Origin of the sequence: Acinetobacter sp. ANC 5054, assembly GCF_002135295.1 — a bacterium.
Taxonomy (GTDB): Bacteria; Pseudomonadota; Gammaproteobacteria; order Pseudomonadales; family Moraxellaceae; genus Acinetobacter.
Genome location: NZ_NEGG01000003.1, coordinates 221701 through 241381 on the forward strand (window position 1 = coordinate 221701; position 19681 = coordinate 241381).

Annotated in this window: 18 protein-coding genes and 4 tRNA genes; 4 read left to right on the forward strand and 18 right to left on the reverse strand. The window is 39.4% G+C overall.

Annotated features, from left to right (window positions below):
- Positions 1-263: 263 nt before the first annotated feature.
- From B9T33_RS04795 to B9T33_RS04820, 6 genes are all read right to left on the reverse strand, one after another.
- A tRNA-Leu gene (locus B9T33_RS04795) sits at positions 264-348 on the reverse strand.
- 67 nt (positions 349-415) lie between these two features.
- Positions 416-500, reverse strand: a tRNA-Leu gene (locus B9T33_RS04800).
- A 36-nt stretch (positions 501-536) separates the two neighbouring features.
- Positions 537-610 (reverse strand) — tRNA-Trp (locus B9T33_RS04805).
- 37 nt (positions 611-647) lie between these two features.
- Positions 648-732, reverse strand: a tRNA-Leu gene (locus B9T33_RS04810).
- A gap of 107 nt (positions 733-839) precedes the next feature.
- The gene (locus tag B9T33_RS04815) at positions 840-1664 is read right to left on the reverse strand and encodes a protein kinase domain-containing protein (protein WP_228145782.1); all 825 of its coding nucleotides are present in this window, start codon (positions 1662-1664) and stop codon (positions 840-842) included.
- Positions 1642-3153 (reverse strand): DUF3336 domain-containing protein, encoded by a 1512-nt coding sequence (locus B9T33_RS04820; RefSeq protein WP_086177816.1) that lies wholly within the window; start codon positions 3151-3153, stop codon positions 1642-1644. The genes B9T33_RS04815 and B9T33_RS04820 overlap by 23 nt, the downstream gene beginning before the upstream one ends.
- Positions 3154-3343: 190 nt before the next feature.
- Here B9T33_RS04820 and B9T33_RS04825 point away from each other — a divergent pair, with 190 nt between their 5' ends.
- The gene (locus B9T33_RS04825) at positions 3344-4216 is read left to right on the forward strand and encodes an ATP-binding protein (protein ID WP_086177817.1); all 873 of its coding nucleotides are present in this window, start codon (positions 3344-3346) and stop codon (positions 4214-4216) included.
- Between the two features lie 73 nt (positions 4217-4289).
- On the opposite strand, the gene B9T33_RS04830 is transcribed toward B9T33_RS04825, so the two are convergent.
- Together B9T33_RS04830 and B9T33_RS04835 are read right to left on the reverse strand one after the other, a co-directional pair.
- Positions 4290-5633 carry an amidase gene (locus tag B9T33_RS04830; RefSeq protein ID WP_086177818.1) on the reverse strand — a complete coding sequence of 448 codons (1344 nt, stop codon included), beginning with the start codon at positions 5631-5633 and terminating at the stop codon, positions 4290-4292.
- Entirely contained in the window at positions 5630-6925 is a 1296-nt protein-coding gene (locus B9T33_RS04835; RefSeq protein WP_086177819.1) for an MFS transporter, read from the reverse strand. Before B9T33_RS04835 ends, B9T33_RS04830 begins: the two co-directional genes overlap by 4 nt.
- Positions 6926-7022: 97 nt before the next feature.
- Between B9T33_RS04835 and B9T33_RS04840 the strand changes: the two genes are divergently transcribed.
- Entirely contained in the window at positions 7023-7994 is a 972-nt protein-coding gene (locus tag B9T33_RS04840) for an Lrp/AsnC family transcriptional regulator (protein WP_086177820.1), read from the forward strand.
- A 63-nt stretch (positions 7995-8057) separates the two neighbouring features.
- Here B9T33_RS04840 and tsaD read toward each other — a convergent pair whose 3' ends face one another.
- On the reverse strand, positions 8058-9074 hold the full coding sequence (gene tsaD / locus B9T33_RS04845) for a tRNA (adenosine(37)-N6)-threonylcarbamoyltransferase complex transferase subunit TsaD (protein WP_086177821.1): 1017 nt from the start codon (positions 9072-9074) through the stop codon (positions 8058-8060).
- Between the two features lie 146 nt (positions 9075-9220).
- On the opposite strand from tsaD, the gene rpsU reads away from it, so the two are divergent.
- Both rpsU and B9T33_RS04855 read left to right on the forward strand, forming a co-directional pair.
- Entirely contained in the window at positions 9221-9436 is a 216-nt protein-coding gene (rpsU, locus tag B9T33_RS04850) for a 30S ribosomal protein S21 (protein ID WP_001136722.1), read from the forward strand.
- 39 nt (positions 9437-9475) lie between these two features.
- A complete protein-coding gene (locus B9T33_RS04855; RefSeq protein ID WP_086177822.1) occupies positions 9476-9922 on the forward strand; it encodes a GatB/YqeY domain-containing protein in 447 nt (148 codons plus the stop codon).
- A gap of 107 nt (positions 9923-10029) precedes the next feature.
- Here B9T33_RS04855 and B9T33_RS04860 read toward each other — a convergent pair whose 3' ends face one another.
- The 9 genes from B9T33_RS04860 to B9T33_RS04900 form a co-directional block, all read right to left on the reverse strand.
- Positions 10030-10593 (reverse strand): GNAT family N-acetyltransferase, encoded by a 564-nt coding sequence (locus B9T33_RS04860; RefSeq protein WP_086177823.1) that lies wholly within the window; start codon positions 10591-10593, stop codon positions 10030-10032.
- Between the two features lie 47 nt (positions 10594-10640).
- Positions 10641-11000, reverse strand: a complete 360-nt coding sequence (locus tag B9T33_RS04865; RefSeq protein ID WP_086177874.1) for a hypothetical protein — start codon at positions 10998-11000, stop codon at positions 10641-10643.
- Positions 11001-11153: 153 nt separating this feature from the next.
- Positions 11154-12593, reverse strand: a complete 1440-nt coding sequence (locus tag B9T33_RS04870; protein ID WP_086177824.1) for a M48 family metalloprotease — start codon at positions 12591-12593, stop codon at positions 11154-11156.
- A gap of 85 nt (positions 12594-12678) precedes the next feature.
- The gene (locus B9T33_RS04875) at positions 12679-13650 is read right to left on the reverse strand and encodes a 2-hydroxyacid dehydrogenase (protein ID WP_086177825.1); all 972 of its coding nucleotides are present in this window, start codon (positions 13648-13650) and stop codon (positions 12679-12681) included.
- A gap of 29 nt (positions 13651-13679) precedes the next feature.
- Positions 13680-14297 carry a hypothetical protein gene (locus B9T33_RS04880; RefSeq protein ID WP_322853476.1) on the reverse strand — a complete coding sequence of 206 codons (618 nt, stop codon included), beginning with the start codon at positions 14295-14297 and terminating at the stop codon, positions 13680-13682.
- Between the two features lie 174 nt (positions 14298-14471).
- On the reverse strand, positions 14472-16361 hold the full coding sequence (locus tag B9T33_RS04885; RefSeq protein WP_086177827.1) for a M48 family metalloprotease: 1890 nt from the start codon (positions 16359-16361) through the stop codon (positions 14472-14474).
- Positions 16362-16452: 91 nt separating this feature from the next.
- The gene (gene purF / locus B9T33_RS04890) at positions 16453-17991 is read right to left on the reverse strand and encodes an amidophosphoribosyltransferase (protein WP_086177828.1); all 1539 of its coding nucleotides are present in this window, start codon (positions 17989-17991) and stop codon (positions 16453-16455) included.
- A gap of 24 nt (positions 17992-18015) precedes the next feature.
- Complete coding sequence (locus B9T33_RS04895; RefSeq protein WP_086177829.1) at positions 18016-18603, reverse strand: CvpA family protein; 588 nt, start codon at positions 18601-18603, stop codon at positions 18016-18018.
- Positions 18604-18608: 5 nt separating this feature from the next.
- Positions 18609-19610, reverse strand: a complete 1002-nt coding sequence (locus tag B9T33_RS04900) for a quinone-dependent dihydroorotate dehydrogenase (RefSeq protein WP_086177830.1) — start codon at positions 19608-19610, stop codon at positions 18609-18611.
- Positions 19611-19681: the final 71 nt, after the last annotated feature.

Consider the following 19681-nt stretch of genomic DNA (forward strand, 5'->3'; position numbering starts at 1 on the left):
GCTCGGTTTGATTTGAATATGTTAAATGCCCGTTCTAACGGGCTTTTTATTATCCATTTCATTAAAAGTTTTACACTTTATTTCAAGCAATAAAAAAGCAAGGCTTAGCCCTGCTTCATTCCATTACCACATAATCTTACTATTAACATAATCTGACTATTAAACTGTCATTGAAATTCATCATAGATTTAATCAAGTGATAAATCTTTTAATTTTCAAACCCCAAAAACAAAAAAGCAAGGTACAAACCTTGCTTAATCTAATGGTGGGGACGGAGAGACTCGAACTCTCACACCTCGCGGCGCTGGAACCTAAATCCAATGCGTCTACCAATTTCGCCACGTCCCCATCTTGGGTTGCTGAATAAATCAGACTTTTTAAGTTCTAAACTGTTGTTACGACTTAATAAATTAAGTGGTGGGGACGGAGAGACTCGAACTCTCACACCTCGCGGCGCTGGAACCTAAATCCAGTGCGTCTACCAATTTCGCCACGTCCCCAACAGGGTTGCTGAATAAATCAGACTTTTTAAAACTTGGCAGAGGATCAAGGACTCGAACCTTGACGAACGGTTTTGGAGACCGTCATGCTACCATTACACCAATCCTCTGTAACCTTCATTATCAAATCATTCATTGATAATTTAGTGGTGGGGACGGAGAGACTCGAACTCTCACACCTCGCGGCGCTGGAACCTAAATCCAGTGCGTCTACCAATTTCGCCACGTCCCCGATGGCTGTGTATATTATAGAGATCACCTGTACATGACAAGCCTTTTTTATAAAAAAGCCACTCGTTTGTTTAAATAAAAAACAATGTGCTGTTTTTTGTATTTTTCTTAAACAAATTCAGTCATTAAGCAGCTTTTTAAGCGATAAAAATCCACTAATCTTGCTTCTTTTTGTTTGCAAAGCATGCCACTGACTAAGTCTTTAAATACAAGGTATTGCGCTGGAAGTTCAACTTTTAAGCGCTGGCAATGTAAATATGCCCATTCTTCATAAGTTTTAGCCTGTAAACGCGCTGCACTTAGCCATTCCAGAAAAATAATTCCTAAGGCATAGATGTCGCTTGCCAAGGATTTCGCGTCACCATGAAATAGTTCAGGCGCCATATATCGTGGGGTTGCCGTTAAAGTAGACAGAGTTTCAGAATGCAGCGGCATAGCCTGTTCGAAATCAATGAGCTTGCACTGCCCTTGCCATATAACAAAATGCTCACGTTTCAGATCTGCATGAATCCAATTCTGCTGCCACAGCAACTCCAAAGCATCTATGGCTTGCCAAAGTATGTGATTTATTTGCTTTAAATGTAAAGTTTCTGCAGGCATTGAAAATAAACCGCTTGCATGTGGAAGTATCAATACTTGAGATACCAGTTCATCTTGAAGCTTCAACTGAACCAGTTCAAATATTTGAAATGGCAAAAGGATGCTTTTCGAACTTATATTCTTATCAAATTGCTTATATCGTTCTAACTCGTGCTGAAAACTGATTGAATGAGCATCACTGATCCCTGGCACTTGTGCTTTGAGCCAATACAGATTTTGCCCAACTTGAAATTGATATTGCTGACGACCAAAAGCCAAGCTTTGCGGCTTGGCTTTTGGAATGTAATTGAATTGCTGAAGTTCTTGCAGCTTAAACTGCAATAAATTCGGCATGTTGCTGATTGGGTTCATTTTGATAATTTAATAATTCAAGACAATGCTGAATGGTTTTGCCAATTCGTGCCTGTGTCTCGATTAACGTTATTTTCGGCCATGTTGCACGCTCACCTTCGCGCTGAAGGACTTTAAATAAATACGGGCGTGGGTTTTGCAGCATATAACTATAATGTCGCAAACCGTATTTACCGACAATGTTTACATCACCATAGTAGCGTTGATCTACTACGCCATAACCATGATCGAGTAAGCGGCGCACAGGTGGAATACTGCCTGCACGCTCACGTGCAAAATCCATCACCCCTTTACTGATTACCTTGCCTTGACGACGGACAATGCGCTCTGGCCAACTCAACATACTTTTGCGGAAACGTGCTGCATCATCTTGCATAAACGGCACAATGTGTGGATTGACCTGACTGGCAATGCTGTAATTAATATTATACAAGCGTGCCATTTTCTCCTGAGGAAAATCACTACGTACACTACCATCTACCCAGCGTGTTGCAGACATATATGGGGTTAATTGCCCATCATAGCGTTTACTGGTCAAACGAACAGGAGGAAATAATATAGGGACTGCACATGATGCAAGTACAGCACTCCACACCAATAAGTCTGGTGAGGTATAGGCATTCATGATTCTTGCATCTTGCGATGCATCATAAGGTGCGACAGCAATATTAATATGTAAACCAGATTGCTTATAAGCTTCAGCAAAAGTGAGATTACCTAAATTCTCAACCAAGAATTTTTTAAGATACTTCACATCTGCCAAGCCACCATTGCCATGGATCAACTCACTTAATTTTCGAAAATGAAATGCTTCACTAAAGAAGTTTTGTCCATTGATTAAATTTACAAAATCTGACGGCTTAGAAACACCCAACATCCCTGTCATTATTGCGCCAGCACTTGAGCCTGAGAGCACTTTGGGCAATAAATCTTGTTCCATAAGCGCTTTGCAGACCCCTGTATGAAACAACCCGAGAGTAGATCCACCCGAAAACATTAAAACAGGTTGCCCATAAGCTTTTTGACTTTGTTCAAAGAATTCAATTTTTTGCTGTGCATTTAAACAGGTACATTCGGCTGATGCGATATAAGCCAAACTTTGACTAACTTCTTCTACATAATCTTCAATAATTTTTTTGGTCCCCACATACGCTTCTGTAAACAATAAAGGATGTGCGATATTCCCTACATCATAAGTCAGCCCTTCACTTAAAATGTACATGAGGTCGCGGGTACGTTTTTGCGAGCGGTAACGTTTTAGTAAACTTAAGCGATGGGAAATAATTTCTGCATCAAAATAAGGTGAACAATTATCTAGTTTCCACTCTTGTGCACCCGATTGCTCATCAATTTTCAGTGCGATACTTTTCCATTCTTCATAGCATTCAGCATGTTCAAGCTGACGTTTTAATTTTTTTATACGATATGCCTGATGCGGATTAATATTTCTTGAAAAATCGTTAAACAACATGACTATCCCTCAGCGCATTTTTATGTGTTTACTACGCTAGCTTTATAACAACTTTTTCGTTGTTCGAATAGCGTAGATCTGACCGAAAAATCAGTTAAATTTGACATATTTTGCATAATATAGCAGCCTATTTGATGTACACTGAATGATATACACCAACCTACAACAAGACTGCACAAGCTGAATCATCATGGCAACAATTGATTTACCTGACAACATCCTGCAAACACTTTCTACTGTACTTTTACAATTACAGCAAAACCTTCCTGCTTTAAAACAGTCTCCCGACTTTTCAAGTATTGCTTACAAGTGGCAAGATCAACAACTTAAAGCCATCCATCAGCCTAAAGTTATGTATTTGGATGATTTAAAAGGCATTGAACGTCAAAAAGAAAAAGTTATTCAAAATACTTTACAGTTTTTAAATGGTCTGCCTACCAATGATGTCTTATTGACAGGTTCACGCGGAACAGGAAAATCATCCATTGTTCGTGCCTTATTGACTCAGTATGCTGAAAAAGGGTTACGTTTAATTGAAATTGAACGTGATGATTTATCCGATTTACCATTAATTCAGCAACTGATTGCTGACCGTCCTGAAAAATTTATCGTTTATTGTGATGATTTGGCATTTAATGCAGAAGATGAAAATTATCGCAGCTTAAAAAGTGTGCTTGATGGTTCATTACAATCGGGTTCAACTAATTTTATTATTTATGCGACCAGTAACCGCCGTCATTTACTGCCTGAGTTCATGCATGAAAATACCCCAGTTACTAAGGTTGATGTCCCGCAATATACTGAGTTACACCCTCAAGAAGCAATTGAAGAAAAAATTTCTTTATCTGATCGCTTTGGTATGTGGCTGTCATTCTACCCTATGGATCAAAAGCTCTACTTAGAAATTGTTGAGCACTATTTGGCGAAAGCATCTATGCCTTGGACTGAAGAAGCCCGTGCCGAAGCGCTACGATGGTCGCAAGGACGCGGACAGCGTTCTGGCCGTGCGGCATATCAATTTTCGAAGCATTGGATTGGGTCAGAGCAACTTAAAAAATCTTAATGCAGACTAAAGATAAAAAAGAACCGCAATAGCGGTTCTTTTTTATTGAATATTACAAATGACTCGTTAATTCTTAATCCTGACAAATCGGTGGCAGCACAGAACGAATATTTAAACCATTGGCAATCTTCTGCACGGTATGCATCACATCACCATCATTCGCTTGATATGAAACCAACTGAATACCCATTGGCAAGCCGCTTACACTCTGAGCAATCGGAAAAGCATAACTTGGTGCATCTAAATAGTTAAATGGACGTGTATATTCACCCACATGACTAAACTCGGTATCCGTTGAGCTCGATATAGCTGCAAGGAATGGACTTACAGGAAACAGTAAACATTGACCGTTTAACGAGGCTTTAAACGATTGCTGAAATTTAGTTCGTTCAGCAATCAATGACTCGTATTTTTCCTGTGAAATACTCTTACCGCGTAGCACACGTTGGCGAACCAATTCCCACATCGTTGTTTCAGCATTTTCAGCTGTATCGCCATGATATAAATAACTTTCATAGGCAATAATGTCAGATGTTCGATCTGAAAGATCATGAAAATCAAAATGTGCAGGCGGTTGCCAGTTTTTAATTTCAACCCCTAAAGACTCAATACGTTTTAGCCCTTCGCGCCAAAGCGTTAATACTCCAGGCTCAAGCGGATATGGAAATGCAGATTCATCTAAGGCATAAATTACATTTTCACTTGATGCCGTATCGGTATTTGCATCCGTCAATAAATTCACTAATGCACTAATGTCGTCTGCAAAACGAGCAAATGGCCCTAAAGTATCTAAAGTTTTAGATAAAGGCACTGCACCCGTGTCGGCAATTTTATGGGCTGAAGGTTTAAATCCAAATATGCCATTCAATGCTGCTGGTGTACGAATCGAACCACCTGTATCACCACCAAATGCCAACGGACTGAGTCCACAAGCAACAGCAACAGCTGAACCTGAAGAAGATCCACCCGGCGCAAATTGCTGTTCTGCCCACGGATTTTTAGGTGTGCCCTGCATTGGATTTTGCCCAGACAAACCAAATGCCAACTCGGTCATTTTGGTTTTACCTAAAATCACAAAACCTAAATCCTGTAACTGATCAGCCAGCGCACAATTTGCTTGCACTTTTTGATCGAGATAAACCGTACCTGCATGCGTGATATGACCCGCCACATCCAGATTATCTTTCAATAAAATTGGAACACCATGAAATGGACTCAATCGTGTTCCTTGCTGAAGCAACTCATCTAAATATTTTGCCTGTTGCAAAGCTTCGGTTTCGAATAGCTCTGAAATACAATCTAGATGTTTAAATGTTTGGTTTCGATCAATATAAAATTGAACTGTCTCTACTGAAGTTATCTTTTTGCAGGCAATCTGACGACCTAGCTCAAGTGCAGATAAATTCACAATATTCATTTTATATCTTCCAAACCTTTTCCTGCCGTTTCAGGCATTTTAATAAATGTGATTAATGTTAATAATGCGCCAACCAATACCATAAAGTAGAAGTAATCTTGTTTACCAATACTTTGTAGCCAAGTCAGTACATAAGGTGTTGTGCCGCCAAGTAAAGCCACCATCAAATTGTAAGGTGCGCCAATGCCAACTGCTCGAACTTCTGTCGGAAACTGTTCAGACATGACCGCTGGGCCAATGGCTGTATATAAAGCATATAAAACCAATCCAAAAAGCTCGACCAATAAAATAGATGCAAAAGTGCCATCCATCCATTTAATGATTGGATAAAAGAAAACTAAATATCCCACGGCAAATACGATCAACTGCGGTTTACGACCAATTTTGTCTGATAGCCAGCCAAATACAGGCTGACACAGCATGAAAATAATTAAGCCAACAGTATTTGCAGCAAAGGCTGTTTGTGGCTCTGCACCTAAAACTTTAATGGCATAGGTCGGGACATAAACCACAAAAATATAGAATGCAAATGTCGTTAAGATAGAAATACCGACAATACGAAGCGTTTCTTTCGGATGACGTTTAATCAGTACGGCCAAAGGATTTTTCACAGATTCTTTTTTATGGGTCATTTCGCTATCAGGTACTGATTTACGAATCCACATTCCTACTAAGCCACCAATCGCACCTAAAATAAACGGAATACGCCATCCATATTCGCTCATTTGCGATTCAGACAAAGAACTAGTTAAGCCCCAAGCAAGACCTGATGCCATCAAAATACCAATTGCTGAACTAAAAAACATAAAGCTCGAATAGAATCCACGTTTATGTTTTGGTGCCATCTCTGAAAGATAGGTTGCCGCTGAGGCGAACTCACCGCCCAATGATAAACCTTGAAGTAATCGCGCTAACACCAAAATAATCGGCGCAAAAATACCAATCGATTCATAGGTTGGTGAAAGACCAATCATTAATGATCCGCCTGCCATCATGATGATGGTTGCGGCTAAAGCGGCTTTTCGACCATAGCGGTCAGAAAAGATGCCCAATACGATTCCACCCAGTGGTCGCATAAAGAAACCAACAGCAAAAATTGCGAAGGTCGCAAGCAATGATGCCGTTGGATCATCTGATGGGAAAAATTGTTTCGCGAAAAATACCGCAAAAGTTGCATAAATCGTCCAATCGAACCATTCAATGGCATTTCCTACAGTTCCTGCAAGAATAACTTTCTTTTGTGATACATTTCCCTGAGTGGAAATTGAGTTTTGCATTTTTGACTCTTCCATAAGCGTCTCATTTAATATTTAGACATAAATACGGGTTGTATTTTATTTTCTAGACTTAAATTAAGATTATAATTAGTTTTTAGACAAGTCAATCATCATGAGTGAATCTTTTAGTTTCGATGAAATCGATACTGCATGCATCAAAGCTCTTATTTCCAATCCGAGAGGATCATGGCGTGAATTGAGTCAGATTAGTGATGTCCCTGAAAAAAAGCTGTCTCGACGTCTGGGTAAATTGCTAGATGATCAAGTTATACGCACCGCGATTGAGTTGAATCCAGTGGTAGCCAACAAGGGCTACACGGTTCATGTGTGGATCAGTGTGAAATTTGGCAAGGAAAAAGAAGTTGCGCAATTTTTTGCAAATCGTCCAGAAGTGCGTATTGTCTTTCTAACCACTGGACTTGCCGACATTTTCCTTGAAATTGGATTAGAAAAAGCCGCTGATCTTTCTGTTTGGATGCATGATTTTGTTACGCAAATCCCAGATATTAAAACCGTAGAAACACAAGCCGTGTTAAAACCCTTTACTTGGGCCAGTAAACCCAAAGCTTTAGATGGTACAAGCGATAAAAACGTCAATTTTAGAAGCTTGACTGAAACTGAATTAAAACTGATTCAGGCTCTGTCGATTGATGGGCGTTCATCCATTAAAAGTTTGGCAGATCAAATTGAACTCAGTGAACATAAAACGCAGAAATTACTAAATGATTTATTGGAAGAAGGCATTTTCAATATTCGTGTTGATGTTGAACCCAGTTTGATGGGTTTTAAATCCGAAGCTATTATTTTGATTAAAGCCCGTCCTGATGCGGCAAATCAAATTGCCAAAACCTTGTCGGAACTTAAAAACACCCGTTGCCTATTTGGCATTAGTGGAGATTCACAATTTTTCTGGCATGTCCTATGTAATGATTTAAGTGATTTATGGAAGCTCATTACTGAAGATCTTGGCAATTTTGAAGGAATTCAATCCTGTAATACCAACATGGTGACTTTGGCCTTAAAACGCGCAGGATTTATGCGAAAAGTGAGCAGTGCACAATTATTTTCAAATTTAGATTCTTAGACAAAAAAAGAACCGCATTTGCGGTTCTTTTTTGCTTGAATGCATTTAACGTTTTAGAAGTAATTAAGCTTCATTTGGATTACTTAGCTCAGTCATTGGCCAGCGCGGTGTCGTTGTAACAGACAAACCATCATGTTGCCCTGCTTTTAAGCGTTGATAGCCAGCAAACGCAATCATCGCACCATTATCCGTACACAATGCAGGTTCAGCATAAAACACAGTTGCACGTATTTTGGCTAGGTCCGCTTCAAGACGTTCACGTAAACGTTTATTGGCACTTACACCACCTGCAATCACTAAACGTTTTAAACCTGTTTGTTTCAAGGCTTTCACTGATTTTTTAACTAAAGTATCAACCAAAGCTTCTTGGAATGATGCAGCAATATCAGCTTCACGACCTTCGCCTGTCACTTTTTTCAATTGCACAGAAACAGCAGTTTTCAAGCCGCTAAATGAAAAATCTAAACCTTGATGCAACATTGGACGTGGGAATGCAAATGCATTGATGTCACCTTCCACAGCCAATTTTGAAATATTAGGACCACCCGGATAAGGCAAACCCATCATTTTCGCGACTTTATCGAAAGCCTCACCTGCCGCATCATCAATTGATTCGCCCAGTAATTCATACTGACCAATACCATAAGCCGCCATTAATTGGGTATGCCCACCCGAAACCAATAAGGCAACAAATGGAAATTCTGGCGGAGTTTTAGACAACAAAGGTGCCAACATATGACCTTCCATATGATGCACACCAATTGCTGGTTTATTTAGTGCAAATGCCAAAGTTCGACCAAACAATGCGCCTGTCATTAATGCACCCATTAAGCCCGGACCACGTGTATAGGCAATCGCATCAATTTCTGATTTTTCAATTTTACTTTCTTCAAGCAATTGATTAATCAAAGGAATAAGTTTACGCACATGATCACGAGATGCTAACTCAGGTACCACACCACCATATTCTGCATGCAGTTTGATTTGGCTATACAATACTTGTCCGCGTAATCCTTGCTCACTATCGTAAAGTGCGAGTCCTGTTTCATCACACGAAGTTTCCAAGCCTAAAACGATCATTAAACTGCCTATTACCCATTTCAAAATATTGCGAAACCTATTATAGACTTGTGATATGAGATGTAAATGAGTAAAATACTGACCTTCACTTGTGATCAAGGGTAATTCGACCCGAGATCTTATCCATAACTTAATGAGGATTCTTCATGCCACAAGTTAAATTGAAAGAAGGCGAACCAGTAGACGTAGCTATCCGTCGTTTCAAACGTTCATGCGAAAAAGCAGGTGTTCTTGCTGACGTTCGTAAACGTGAATTCTACGAAAAACCTACTCAAGAACGTAAACGTAAAAAAGCTGCTGCTGTTAAACGCTACCAAAAGAAATTGGCTCGCGAATCAGTACGTACTACTCGCCTTTACTAAGATTAATTTGTGATTGATTGACTAACCTGGACAAGATAAATGACTACTTTAAAAAACCAAATAACTGAAGTTTTAAAAGCAACTATGCGTGCTAAAGAAATGGCAAAGTTAACGGTAATACGTAGTCTACAGGCAGCAATCAAACAAATCGAAGTCGATGAGCGCATAGAGCTTGACGATAAGCAAGTTCTTGCGGTCATTGAAAAGCAAATCAAACAACGCAAAGAATCGGTTAAAGCCTTTTTAGGTGCCAACCGAGATGATTTAGCTAGTAAGGAACAAGCCGAAATCGAGGTTTTATCTCAATTTCTACCAGAAGCTATGACTGAGGAAGAACTTGATTCCATCATTGCGCAAACGATTACTGCGCAAGAAGCTACTAGCATGAAAGATATGGGTAAGGTGATGAACTCTCTACGTCCGCTCATAGCCGGACGTGCCGATCCTGCACAAGTTTCAGCTAAAATTAAAGCGAAACTCTCTTAATCTTTCAAAGATATATTGTTTGATTTGGTCTATTTAAGTGCTGCTTTGACTTAAATAGCCAAATTATCCAGCCTCATAATTATTCTAAATTACTCTTCAATTTTAAATTAATCTGCTTTTTCTATTTTATACTGACAAATATCTCTTAAACTCCCATCTACTGGGTTTTGCATTGCTGCATCTTTAATTTCAATGAGTTTAAAATCAGCTCGCTCACACAAAGCTCGCGCCAAATTATTATCAGCATCCACATACGCCAACAATTGCTGAAATGAAAATTTATTCAATAGCGTTGAAATGAATAACTGAAGCGCCTGTGTCATATAGCCTTGCTGTTTATATTGTGCATTTCCCCAGAATCCTACAGCAGCAGAATTTGCTTTCCAATCGATTTGATGTATATCCATCACCCCAATAAAGTTTTGATTATCCAAAGTACGAATCACATAAACAAAGTTTTCTTGATCCAGTGCCGCAACCACCCTAGAGCGACAAAAAGCTTGCGAGGCTTCTAGACTCGGTGTTGCCAATGCCCAAGGTAGACTCGCGGGAAATGCTCGTAACTCATTTAAACTCAACTGTATAGCTTTAAAGAGTTCATCTGCATCTTTGAGTTGAATTAAAGCGAGTTCGATATTCTGATTGGTTATTTTAAAATCATCGAAATGCATTTTTATCCAGAAAAAAAATCGTCAGAAAAACAAAATTTGAATTTGATCTATTTTAAAGTGCATTGCACATTATATTTTTTAAGTAATTGCATTTCTTTGCTCGCCATAACCTGCTGCACAACATCTTGTTTATTCATATTGCGATATTCACGGTCAATAAAAGCGCGGTTTTCATCTGCAGCGCGATAAAGATCATTTACATAAACTTGTACAATGCCACAATATTGTGCTTGTTGCAGTGAAGTAAAACCTTGCTGCTGCGGATCTAGACTCATAAAAAATTGACGCGTATCTTTTTTATATTTTTCATTGATATCATTTACAGCCAACACATATTGTTCTGCACTTGCTGCATAAAGATTAAAACCAATACCTGATAATAAGATTGCATAAATAATTTTTTTCATGAAAAGCATCTTTGTCATAGGGTAAATAAAACATGTTGCAGTGTACCATCGAATATTTAAAAGCACCTAAATTAGAAATTCTCAATACGCTGCTCATTGCGATAATTGAATCACAAACCTAACTAATATAATGAAATATTTGAATTTAAATTGTTAAATTTTCAACATCCGCTCTTTTTGCATTTGATCTACACGCTGTTTAATTGTCGCAGAAAGGCTTTTTGAATCTTTAGCAATCCGCTCTGCTTGCAACAAAGACTTGATCGCATTTTCTTCATTACCTGTCCAGTATTCAACCTCAGCACGATAACGTAAAACATTGATTGAACGGAAAGTCGCATCTCTATCTGCATTTGCCATTTGCAACATCAAACGCCAGCCGCTTACATCACGTGGATTAAGCTGTAAAAAGCGTTGTAAAATGATCTGCGCTTGTGCGTAATCTTTGTTTCGAATTAAGGCTTCTGCATATTTATAATTTAAGGCGCGGTTTTCTGGCATCACAATAGCAGAGCTTCGCACAGCATTTAGTGCATCACTGATCTTATTTTGACCAAGCAAAACATCGGTTTGTAAAATAATAAAAAGCGCATGTGTGGCATTTTGCTTATGTGCTTCATCCAACAACTTCTGTGCAGCACTAAAATCACCTTGCTGTATATGCAAGCTCACCAATGCTAATTCTGCTGCATAATTTTTTTGCGCCACCATCGAATTTAGCTGCAGTTCTGTTGCCTGCCCTGAAAGTACTCGACTATACCAACGCAGAATTTCAAAATCTTGATCTACTAAACTAGTTTTAACTACAGGTAATTGGTTTGCACGTAAACGTGCTTCACTCATCCGTTCTGTGGTTAGTGGATGGGTTAACCAAAAATCTGGTAAAAAACTTACACGACTGGTCGCACGATGCATGACTTCAAAAAAGTCCGCCATACTTTGCGGATTAAAGCCAGCACGATACATGTATTGCATGCCAATACGATCCGCTTCACGCTCCTGATTTCGACTATAGGTTAGCTGCTTATCCATGAGTGCAGCTTGTGAACCCATCATGACCGCAGCACCCACATCACCGTCAGCCTGTGACGCGACGATTGCACCCACTAAAATCCCTGCGAGTGAGAGTAAACCCTGCCCTTTAAAGGCTTCTTGGGAACGACTGTAATGACGTTGTGATACATGTGCAATTTCATGTGCCATCACTCCTGCTACTTCATCCATATTTCGTGCAGAATTGATTAGCCCTGCATTCAGCGCAAACAAACCACCAGGCACAGCAAAAGCATTAATTTGAGCATCATTAATTAACAATAAGCCGACTGGCTGGCTCAATTGTGTTTGACTTAAAATATGACTAAAAACCAAAGTCAGGCGATCTTCAATCCATGGGTTTTGAGTTACGGGAAGTTGCTTATGAACTTCACGATAAACTTTTTCACCAATGGCACGTTCTTTTTGTTGATCAAGTAATCCCACCCCACTGCCAATTTCGGGGACATCAAACTGAGGTGTTGAATTAAAATCTACAGACTGCGCCTGAGCCAGACTGGTACAAAGCCCAAGACTACATGCCAGTAAAATCTTTTTCAAAGTGAAATCTCAAATTAATATGAAAACTTAAATTGAATATAGCATTGAAAACTGCTGAATTATGGAGAAATGTGTAGTGAATATTTTATTGAAAATTAGGATTCACGACATATCGTGGTTTTTTATCACTGAGTAAAACATCCAGTAAATTTTGATAAGCCAATTCGGCCATTCTTTTTCGCGTTGCAGCAGTTGCTGAACCGACATGCGGCAAAGTCACCACATTATCTAATGTAAAAAGTTCTGAACTTTGTAAAGGTTCTTTCTCATAAACATCTAAACCTGCCGCAAATATTTGCTTTTGCTTTAGAGCTTGAATTAATGCATTTTCATCTAAGACTGAACCACGAGAAATATTGACCAAAACTGCATGTGACTGCATGAGTTCAAGCTCTCGCTGCCCAATCAATGCTTTAGAGTCTGCATTTAAATCCACAGCTAGCACCACAAAATCCGAACGACTCAGCAGCTCATTAAGCGTGCAAAACTGAGCTTTAAATTGCTCAGCCCTTTCTATTTTTTCGCGGCGTCCATGGTACAGCACGTTCATATTAAACCCATGAAAACCGCGGCGAGCAATAGCGGCACCAATATGTCCAAGCCCAATTATCCCTAGTGTTTTACCGTAGATATCCATCCCAAATTGATCTGGCCCAGCCGTTCTGCTCCACTGACCTTGCTTGGTCCATGTATCAAGTGATGGTACTTTACGCGCTGCACTCATAAGTAATGTAAATGCTAAATCTGCTGTGGTTTCCGTGAGTACATGTGGGGTATGACTTAACCAAATTTTTTGCTGGTTTAAATAGTTCAAATCGTAATTATCGTAACCCACACTCACACTTGAAATAACCTTTAGTTTGTCTGCATGCGCTAAATTTGATTGATTTAATATGCGACCCGCACCAATTAAACCATCGGCATCTTGAGTCTGTTCTAATAATTGTTGATTAACATCGCCTAATTTTGGATTGATTTGAACGACATGAAATTGTTGTTCTAATCGTTGCAGGATTTCTGAATCTATTTGACTAAAGACCACAACTTTTTTTTGCATACAATTTCCATGTCATTTGAATTTGCTATTTATTCTGCCTTATTTTGCATGAACTGCCAGAGCCTTTTTTTCAAAAGTGGCTGTTCAATCATCTGTTGCAATGAGGCAAGTGGGAAAACCTGAGTATTATTTAAATGAGGAATTGAGCCAAGACAAATCACATTTTTATCTAAGCTAATCGCATCCAAGAAACCTTGTACATAAGCCCCTGCACCACGACCATCTTGCAGATTGATCCATGCAAAAGGCCATTGCAAGGCAAAGAAATCAGAACTTACTGCACGTTGAATATTGCTCCACAAAACTTGCTGATCTGCACTTAATGCTGTGGAATCAATAATCACCACACAATGTGCTAAACAAATCGCTTCTAGATTAAATGCAGCGATCTGTAATGCAGGCTGAATATCTGCTTGTGAAACGACAACTTCAGCAGTTTCAATTTTTTCTTCTACAACTGAAGTGACTGGCGTCTCTGCGTGTTGTTTCAGCTGTGTGCTTGCTTGAACAATGAGTTGTTCAGGCACATTTTTTAATATAATTTCAGAAATCGCTTCTGGCGCGGACTGATCACGCCAAATGGTTGAACTATGCTGCTGGCACGGTGCAGCCTGAGGAACCCAAAGGTCGATTCCCATTGCTGCCATTATGCTTCGCTGATGCCCAATCATGCTTTCATCATCACCTATATTTGGTCTGCTATTCTAACGGGATTACCTATATTTTGCTGAACTTTTATAAACCATTTAATTGCTCACCAAACAAATATTCTAAGCATCGCTTTAATTCTGTAAAAGTTATCGACTAGATAAACATATCCATTAAATAATCATTAGACTATTTTTCTTTTGCATTAATTCAAGCATTTCATCTGTTTTAAAACCTATGCGCCAATAGAGCAATTGCAATACATCAAGTTCGTCTTGCGTGATAATCCGATCATTCCACAAACAAATTTCAGCTACCCCCAAAATACTTAAACGCTCACGTAATAATAAACCTGAAATATCATTTAAGATTTCCGCTAAATCAATCGGCTCATCTGAAATATCACGATAAAATTCTAATTCTTCTTTAGATAGAATGCGGTTCAATATTTTTTCACGGACTTCTAGTTGGTTATCGCTGTTGATTTGCTGTACATGCAACAATGCATCAATCAATCGCACAATACTAGGTTTCACGTCATCAAGCGATGTCGGTGTATGTACTGGAAGTAAGTTTAATTCAAACTTTACCGTTTCAAGCAGCAATGCATCAAGTAGACCAATTTCACCATCTTCCTGAATAATTTTTGCAAGTTTGGTTAAAAATTGGCGTGAAATTGTCGCAGGCATTGCGCCAATGTTTTTACATGCTTCATGAAATATTGAAATATGTACACGCCCATCCAAATGCAATAAAGCATCGACAATTGCGCGGCTTACTTCTGCTTCTGTGGGAATAAACTCACGATATTGGCGAATCATTAAAATAGCCACCATCACTTCACGAGAACCTGTCGCTGTTTGTAATGCACGCTGAATCAGTTCAGGTCGCTGCCAATTAGAACGCACTTCTGGATTTAAAGGTTTGATCGCATCCTTAATGGCAAAGCTGATCGGTGACAAACGCAATAACGGCAATGGTTGCGGTGAACTCCATGGCGTCGTCACATCAGGATTTGCTTCTTCAAGCGAACGAAACAAATTAAAAAGCGGCTGATTTCTAAGTTTTTTTAAATTTTCTAATTGTAAATCCTGAATTAAAGCAGGATTTAATTCAAAAATACGCTGCTCAATACTTGGATGTATATTCATCCAGTTTTGTTGACTCAAAGAGTTCGCAAAGCACATATGTGAAATTGACTCAGCATATTCACTATAAATTTGCGAACCAGAGTGATGCACATAAATACGTAATAAAGTCTGAATATTGGCATCATTTTGAATTAATCGTTTGGTTTTCTGATCATTACGATATGTTCTTGATCCCAATGAAATATATTTAATGAAACGTGAAATCAGTACACCCAGACTACCAATCAACCAAATGATTGCACCAATAGCAACATACAAGGTCTCAAATTTATTGTCTCGGGCTTGTCCATTTTTATAAAAGCCACGTTTGGCAATTTTACTGCCCCACTGACTAAACGTCGTTAAACCACTATAAAGGATTTTAAGCCGCGTATTTTCAGCAGCCTCACCAGACAAAATTTTATTAAACTCATGGCTTAACAGACCATACATTTCCATTTCATCGAGGGTTTGCAAAGCCCCCCAAGTCAAAATAATAGATGTATCACGTGGATTAAAACCCGCAGTCAGCGCATTCACCCCAACTTCATCAGGCAGTACATATAAAGCAGGTGTATCTATTAAAAAAGTGTCTGCAAGTTGTTCAGTAATCCGTAATGCAACACTTTCCTCAGGAATGCTTTCAATTAGACTTAAACGGCGTGCACCTAATTGTTTGGCCAGTGAATATCCACCTAGACGAAAGGTATAAAACTCATAGATCACTGAAATCAGCATAATGATTAAAATGGTGGCAATGAGATATGGACTCAACACATGCCAATAAATGGATTGAGAGGAATCATAGTAGTTCACAATCAAACCACAGATCAGATTAATGATTGCTAAAGTCAAAGTCACCGCCGCCATACACATGGTGGCTGGCCAAAACATATTTTTGTTTTTTATAAAATCATAACCCACACGTCTCAATGTAATACCCTTAAGCTACATTGTCTTTTGTTAACTCATCATAAATGAAAAAAGCGGGAAATTCCCGCTTTTTCAGTATGTTTTGAGCAGATTATTCTTCACGAACACCAGTCAAATCTACAGATGCAGCATCAATATTTACATCAATGTATGCAGGTGTATCATTTTTCGCAGAATCATTACGTTTCTGTTCTAATGCGGTTAAATAGTCTGCATCAATTCCACCAGCGACATATTTACCATCAAATACAGAACAGTCAAAATCTTGTAGCTCAGGTACTTTCTTGGTACGAACAGCCGCTTTAAGATCTTCTAGATCTTGGAAAATTAAACGGTCTGCACCGATAATTTCACGAATTTCTTCAACACTACGATCTGATGCAATCAGTTCAGATTTTGCTGGCATATCAATACCATACACATTTGGATATTTCACCATTGGCGCAGCAGAAGCAAAGAATACTTTTTTCGCACCCGCATCACGTGCCATCTGAATAATTTCATTACAGGTTGTACCACGCACAATCGAGTCATCGACTAAAAGTACGTTTTTGCCTTGGAACTCAAGCTCTACAGGGTTTAGCTTTTGACGCACTGATTTTTTACGCTGTTGCTGACCTGGCATAATGAAAGTACGACCGATATAACGGTTCTTCATAAAGCCTTCGCGGAATTTAATTCCTAGCATGTTTGCAAGTTCAAGTGCAGAAGTACGTGAAGTATCAGGAATTGGAATTACAACATCAATGTCGTGTTCATCACCCCATTCACGTAGAATTTTCTGCGCAAGTTTTTCACCCATTTTCAAACGTGCTTTGTATACAGAAATACCGTCAATCGTTGCATCTGGACGCGCAAAATAAACGTATTCAAAGATACATGGACGATACTCAGGCTCTGCTGCACATTGTTTAGTCGACATAACGCCGTCAGCAGTGATGTAGATCGCTTCACCTGGGGCAATATCACGCTCAACTTTAAAGCCAAGTGCAGTAATCGCAACAGATTCTGAAGCAATAATATATTCCACACCCTTTTCAGTTTCACGAGAACCGTAGATCAATGGACGGATACCATTTGGATCACGGAAACCCACAAGACCTTGACCAGTGATCATCGCAACAACGGCATAACCACCTTTGCAACGCTCATGCACACGAGAAACAACATGGAAAATGTCATCTGCTGTTGGCGTTAACTTAGGACGCTTTTGCAGCTCATGTGCAAATACGTTTAACAAAACTTCTGAGTCTGAGTCCGTGTTCATATGACGTAAATCCGTCTTGAACAAATCATCATGAATTTCAGCTGCGTTGGTTAAATTACCGTTATGTGCAAGTGTGATGCCATAAGGTGAGTTTACATAAAATGGTTGTGCTTCAGCACTGCTCGAAGAACCTGCTGTTGGGTAACGCACATGGCCAATACCATAATTACCCTGTAACGCACGCATATGACGTGTGTGGAACACATCACGTACCATACCCGTATCTTTACGCAGGAATAAACGACCATCCTGACAAGTTACGATCCCTGCTGCATCCTGTCCACGATGTTGTAACATCGTTAACGCATCAAACAACATTTGGTTAACAGGTGATTTACCAGCTATACCAACTACTCCACACATAGCAACCTCGCAGACAAGCTAGGGTTAATAAAAAGGATTATTCGTTGATTCACCTGTCGAAGAGCGCCCTTGTTTATTCGGCGTCGCAGATGAAGGGTCAGAAGATTTCGGAGCATCTTCGGAATTAATATGATGAAGGGCTTGATTTGCAGCATCTTTAGACAACTCTGCTGCCCATGGTGCATACGGCAATAAAGACTGCACAACTTTAGATTGCTTCCAGTGCGGCGAACTTTCCACCCAAGGCCCGATGCCCTGCATAGTGATTAACACTACCAACAACCCTTTTAGGCTTCCGAAAACCCCACCCGCCAAACGATTTAACGGACCAAGTTTTAGGGTTTTCAAAATACTATTGAGCAACCAAGTTGCAATCCAAGTCAATACAACGATAAGCAATACAATAAATGCAAACGCTGCAATTTTTTGTACCACTGGATCTGTACTGAGCGCCGACATCGAAGGTGCGAGAATGGTTGCATATTTTGCCGCAACGACAAGTGCAAGAATCCATCCTATCAAGTTCGCAAAGGCTTTAATAAATCCTTGACGCAAACCGTTCAGCCCTCCAATGAGCAATATAATCAGTATGAAGATATCAATGGTATTCATGATATTTACAATACATCTACGCAGTCTTTTACAAGTCCAGGACCTGTATATATGAGGCCACTATAAACTTGTACAAGGGTTGCGCCCGCTTCTTTTTTCGCTACAGCATCAGCACCAGATAAAATTCCACCAACACCAATCAGAGGAATGCGACCATTTAAAATTTTAGCAAATGCAGCCAAACATGCCGTACTTTTCTCAAATACTGGCGCACCAGACAAGCCACCCGCTTCATCACCAAAAGGTAGTCCTTCAACGCCTTCACGAGATAATGTGGTATTGGTAACTATCAAACCATCAATTTTGCAATTTAACAATTGTTGCGCGATAAAATTAATATCTTCAGGTTCTAAATCTGGAGCAACTTTTAACACAAGCGGTACATAGTGTTGAAATTCTTCAGCAAGTTCAAGCTGACGTTGTTTCAATGTTTCGAGTAATTTGGTTAATGCATCACCACTTTGCAAACTACGTAAGTTTTTCGTGTTTGGAGAGGAAATGTTCACCGTAATATATGATGCGTAGTTATAAACTTTTTCTAAGCAAATCAAATAATCATCAACAGCATTTTCTACAGGTGTTGCAGCATTTTTACCAATATTGATGCCAAGCACGCCTTTAAATTTAGCTGCTTTCACATTTGCAATGAGTTGGTCTACCCCATCATTATTAAAACCCATACGGTTAATAATGGCTTTTGCTTTAGGTAACCGGAATAGACGCGGTTCCGGATTGCCCGGCTGAGGAAGTGGTGTAATGGTACCAATTTCAATGAAGCCAAAGCCTTGAGCGGCTAGCGCATCAATATAAGCACCGTTTTTATCAAGACCTGCCGCCAAACCAACTGGATTAGGGAATTCAATTCCCATACAGGTTACTGGTTTAGACGCCACGTTTTGACGCATCATTCCCATTTTATGAGAAGATTTCAACAGCGATAGTGTCAGCTCATGTGCACGCTCTGGTGCTAAGGTAAACAACAAAGGGCGGGCTAGAGAATACAACATATCTATAAAAGTCTACTGCTTTTTAAGTCGGCATATTATAGGCACAGCATCACAAAAACACCATGCTTAGC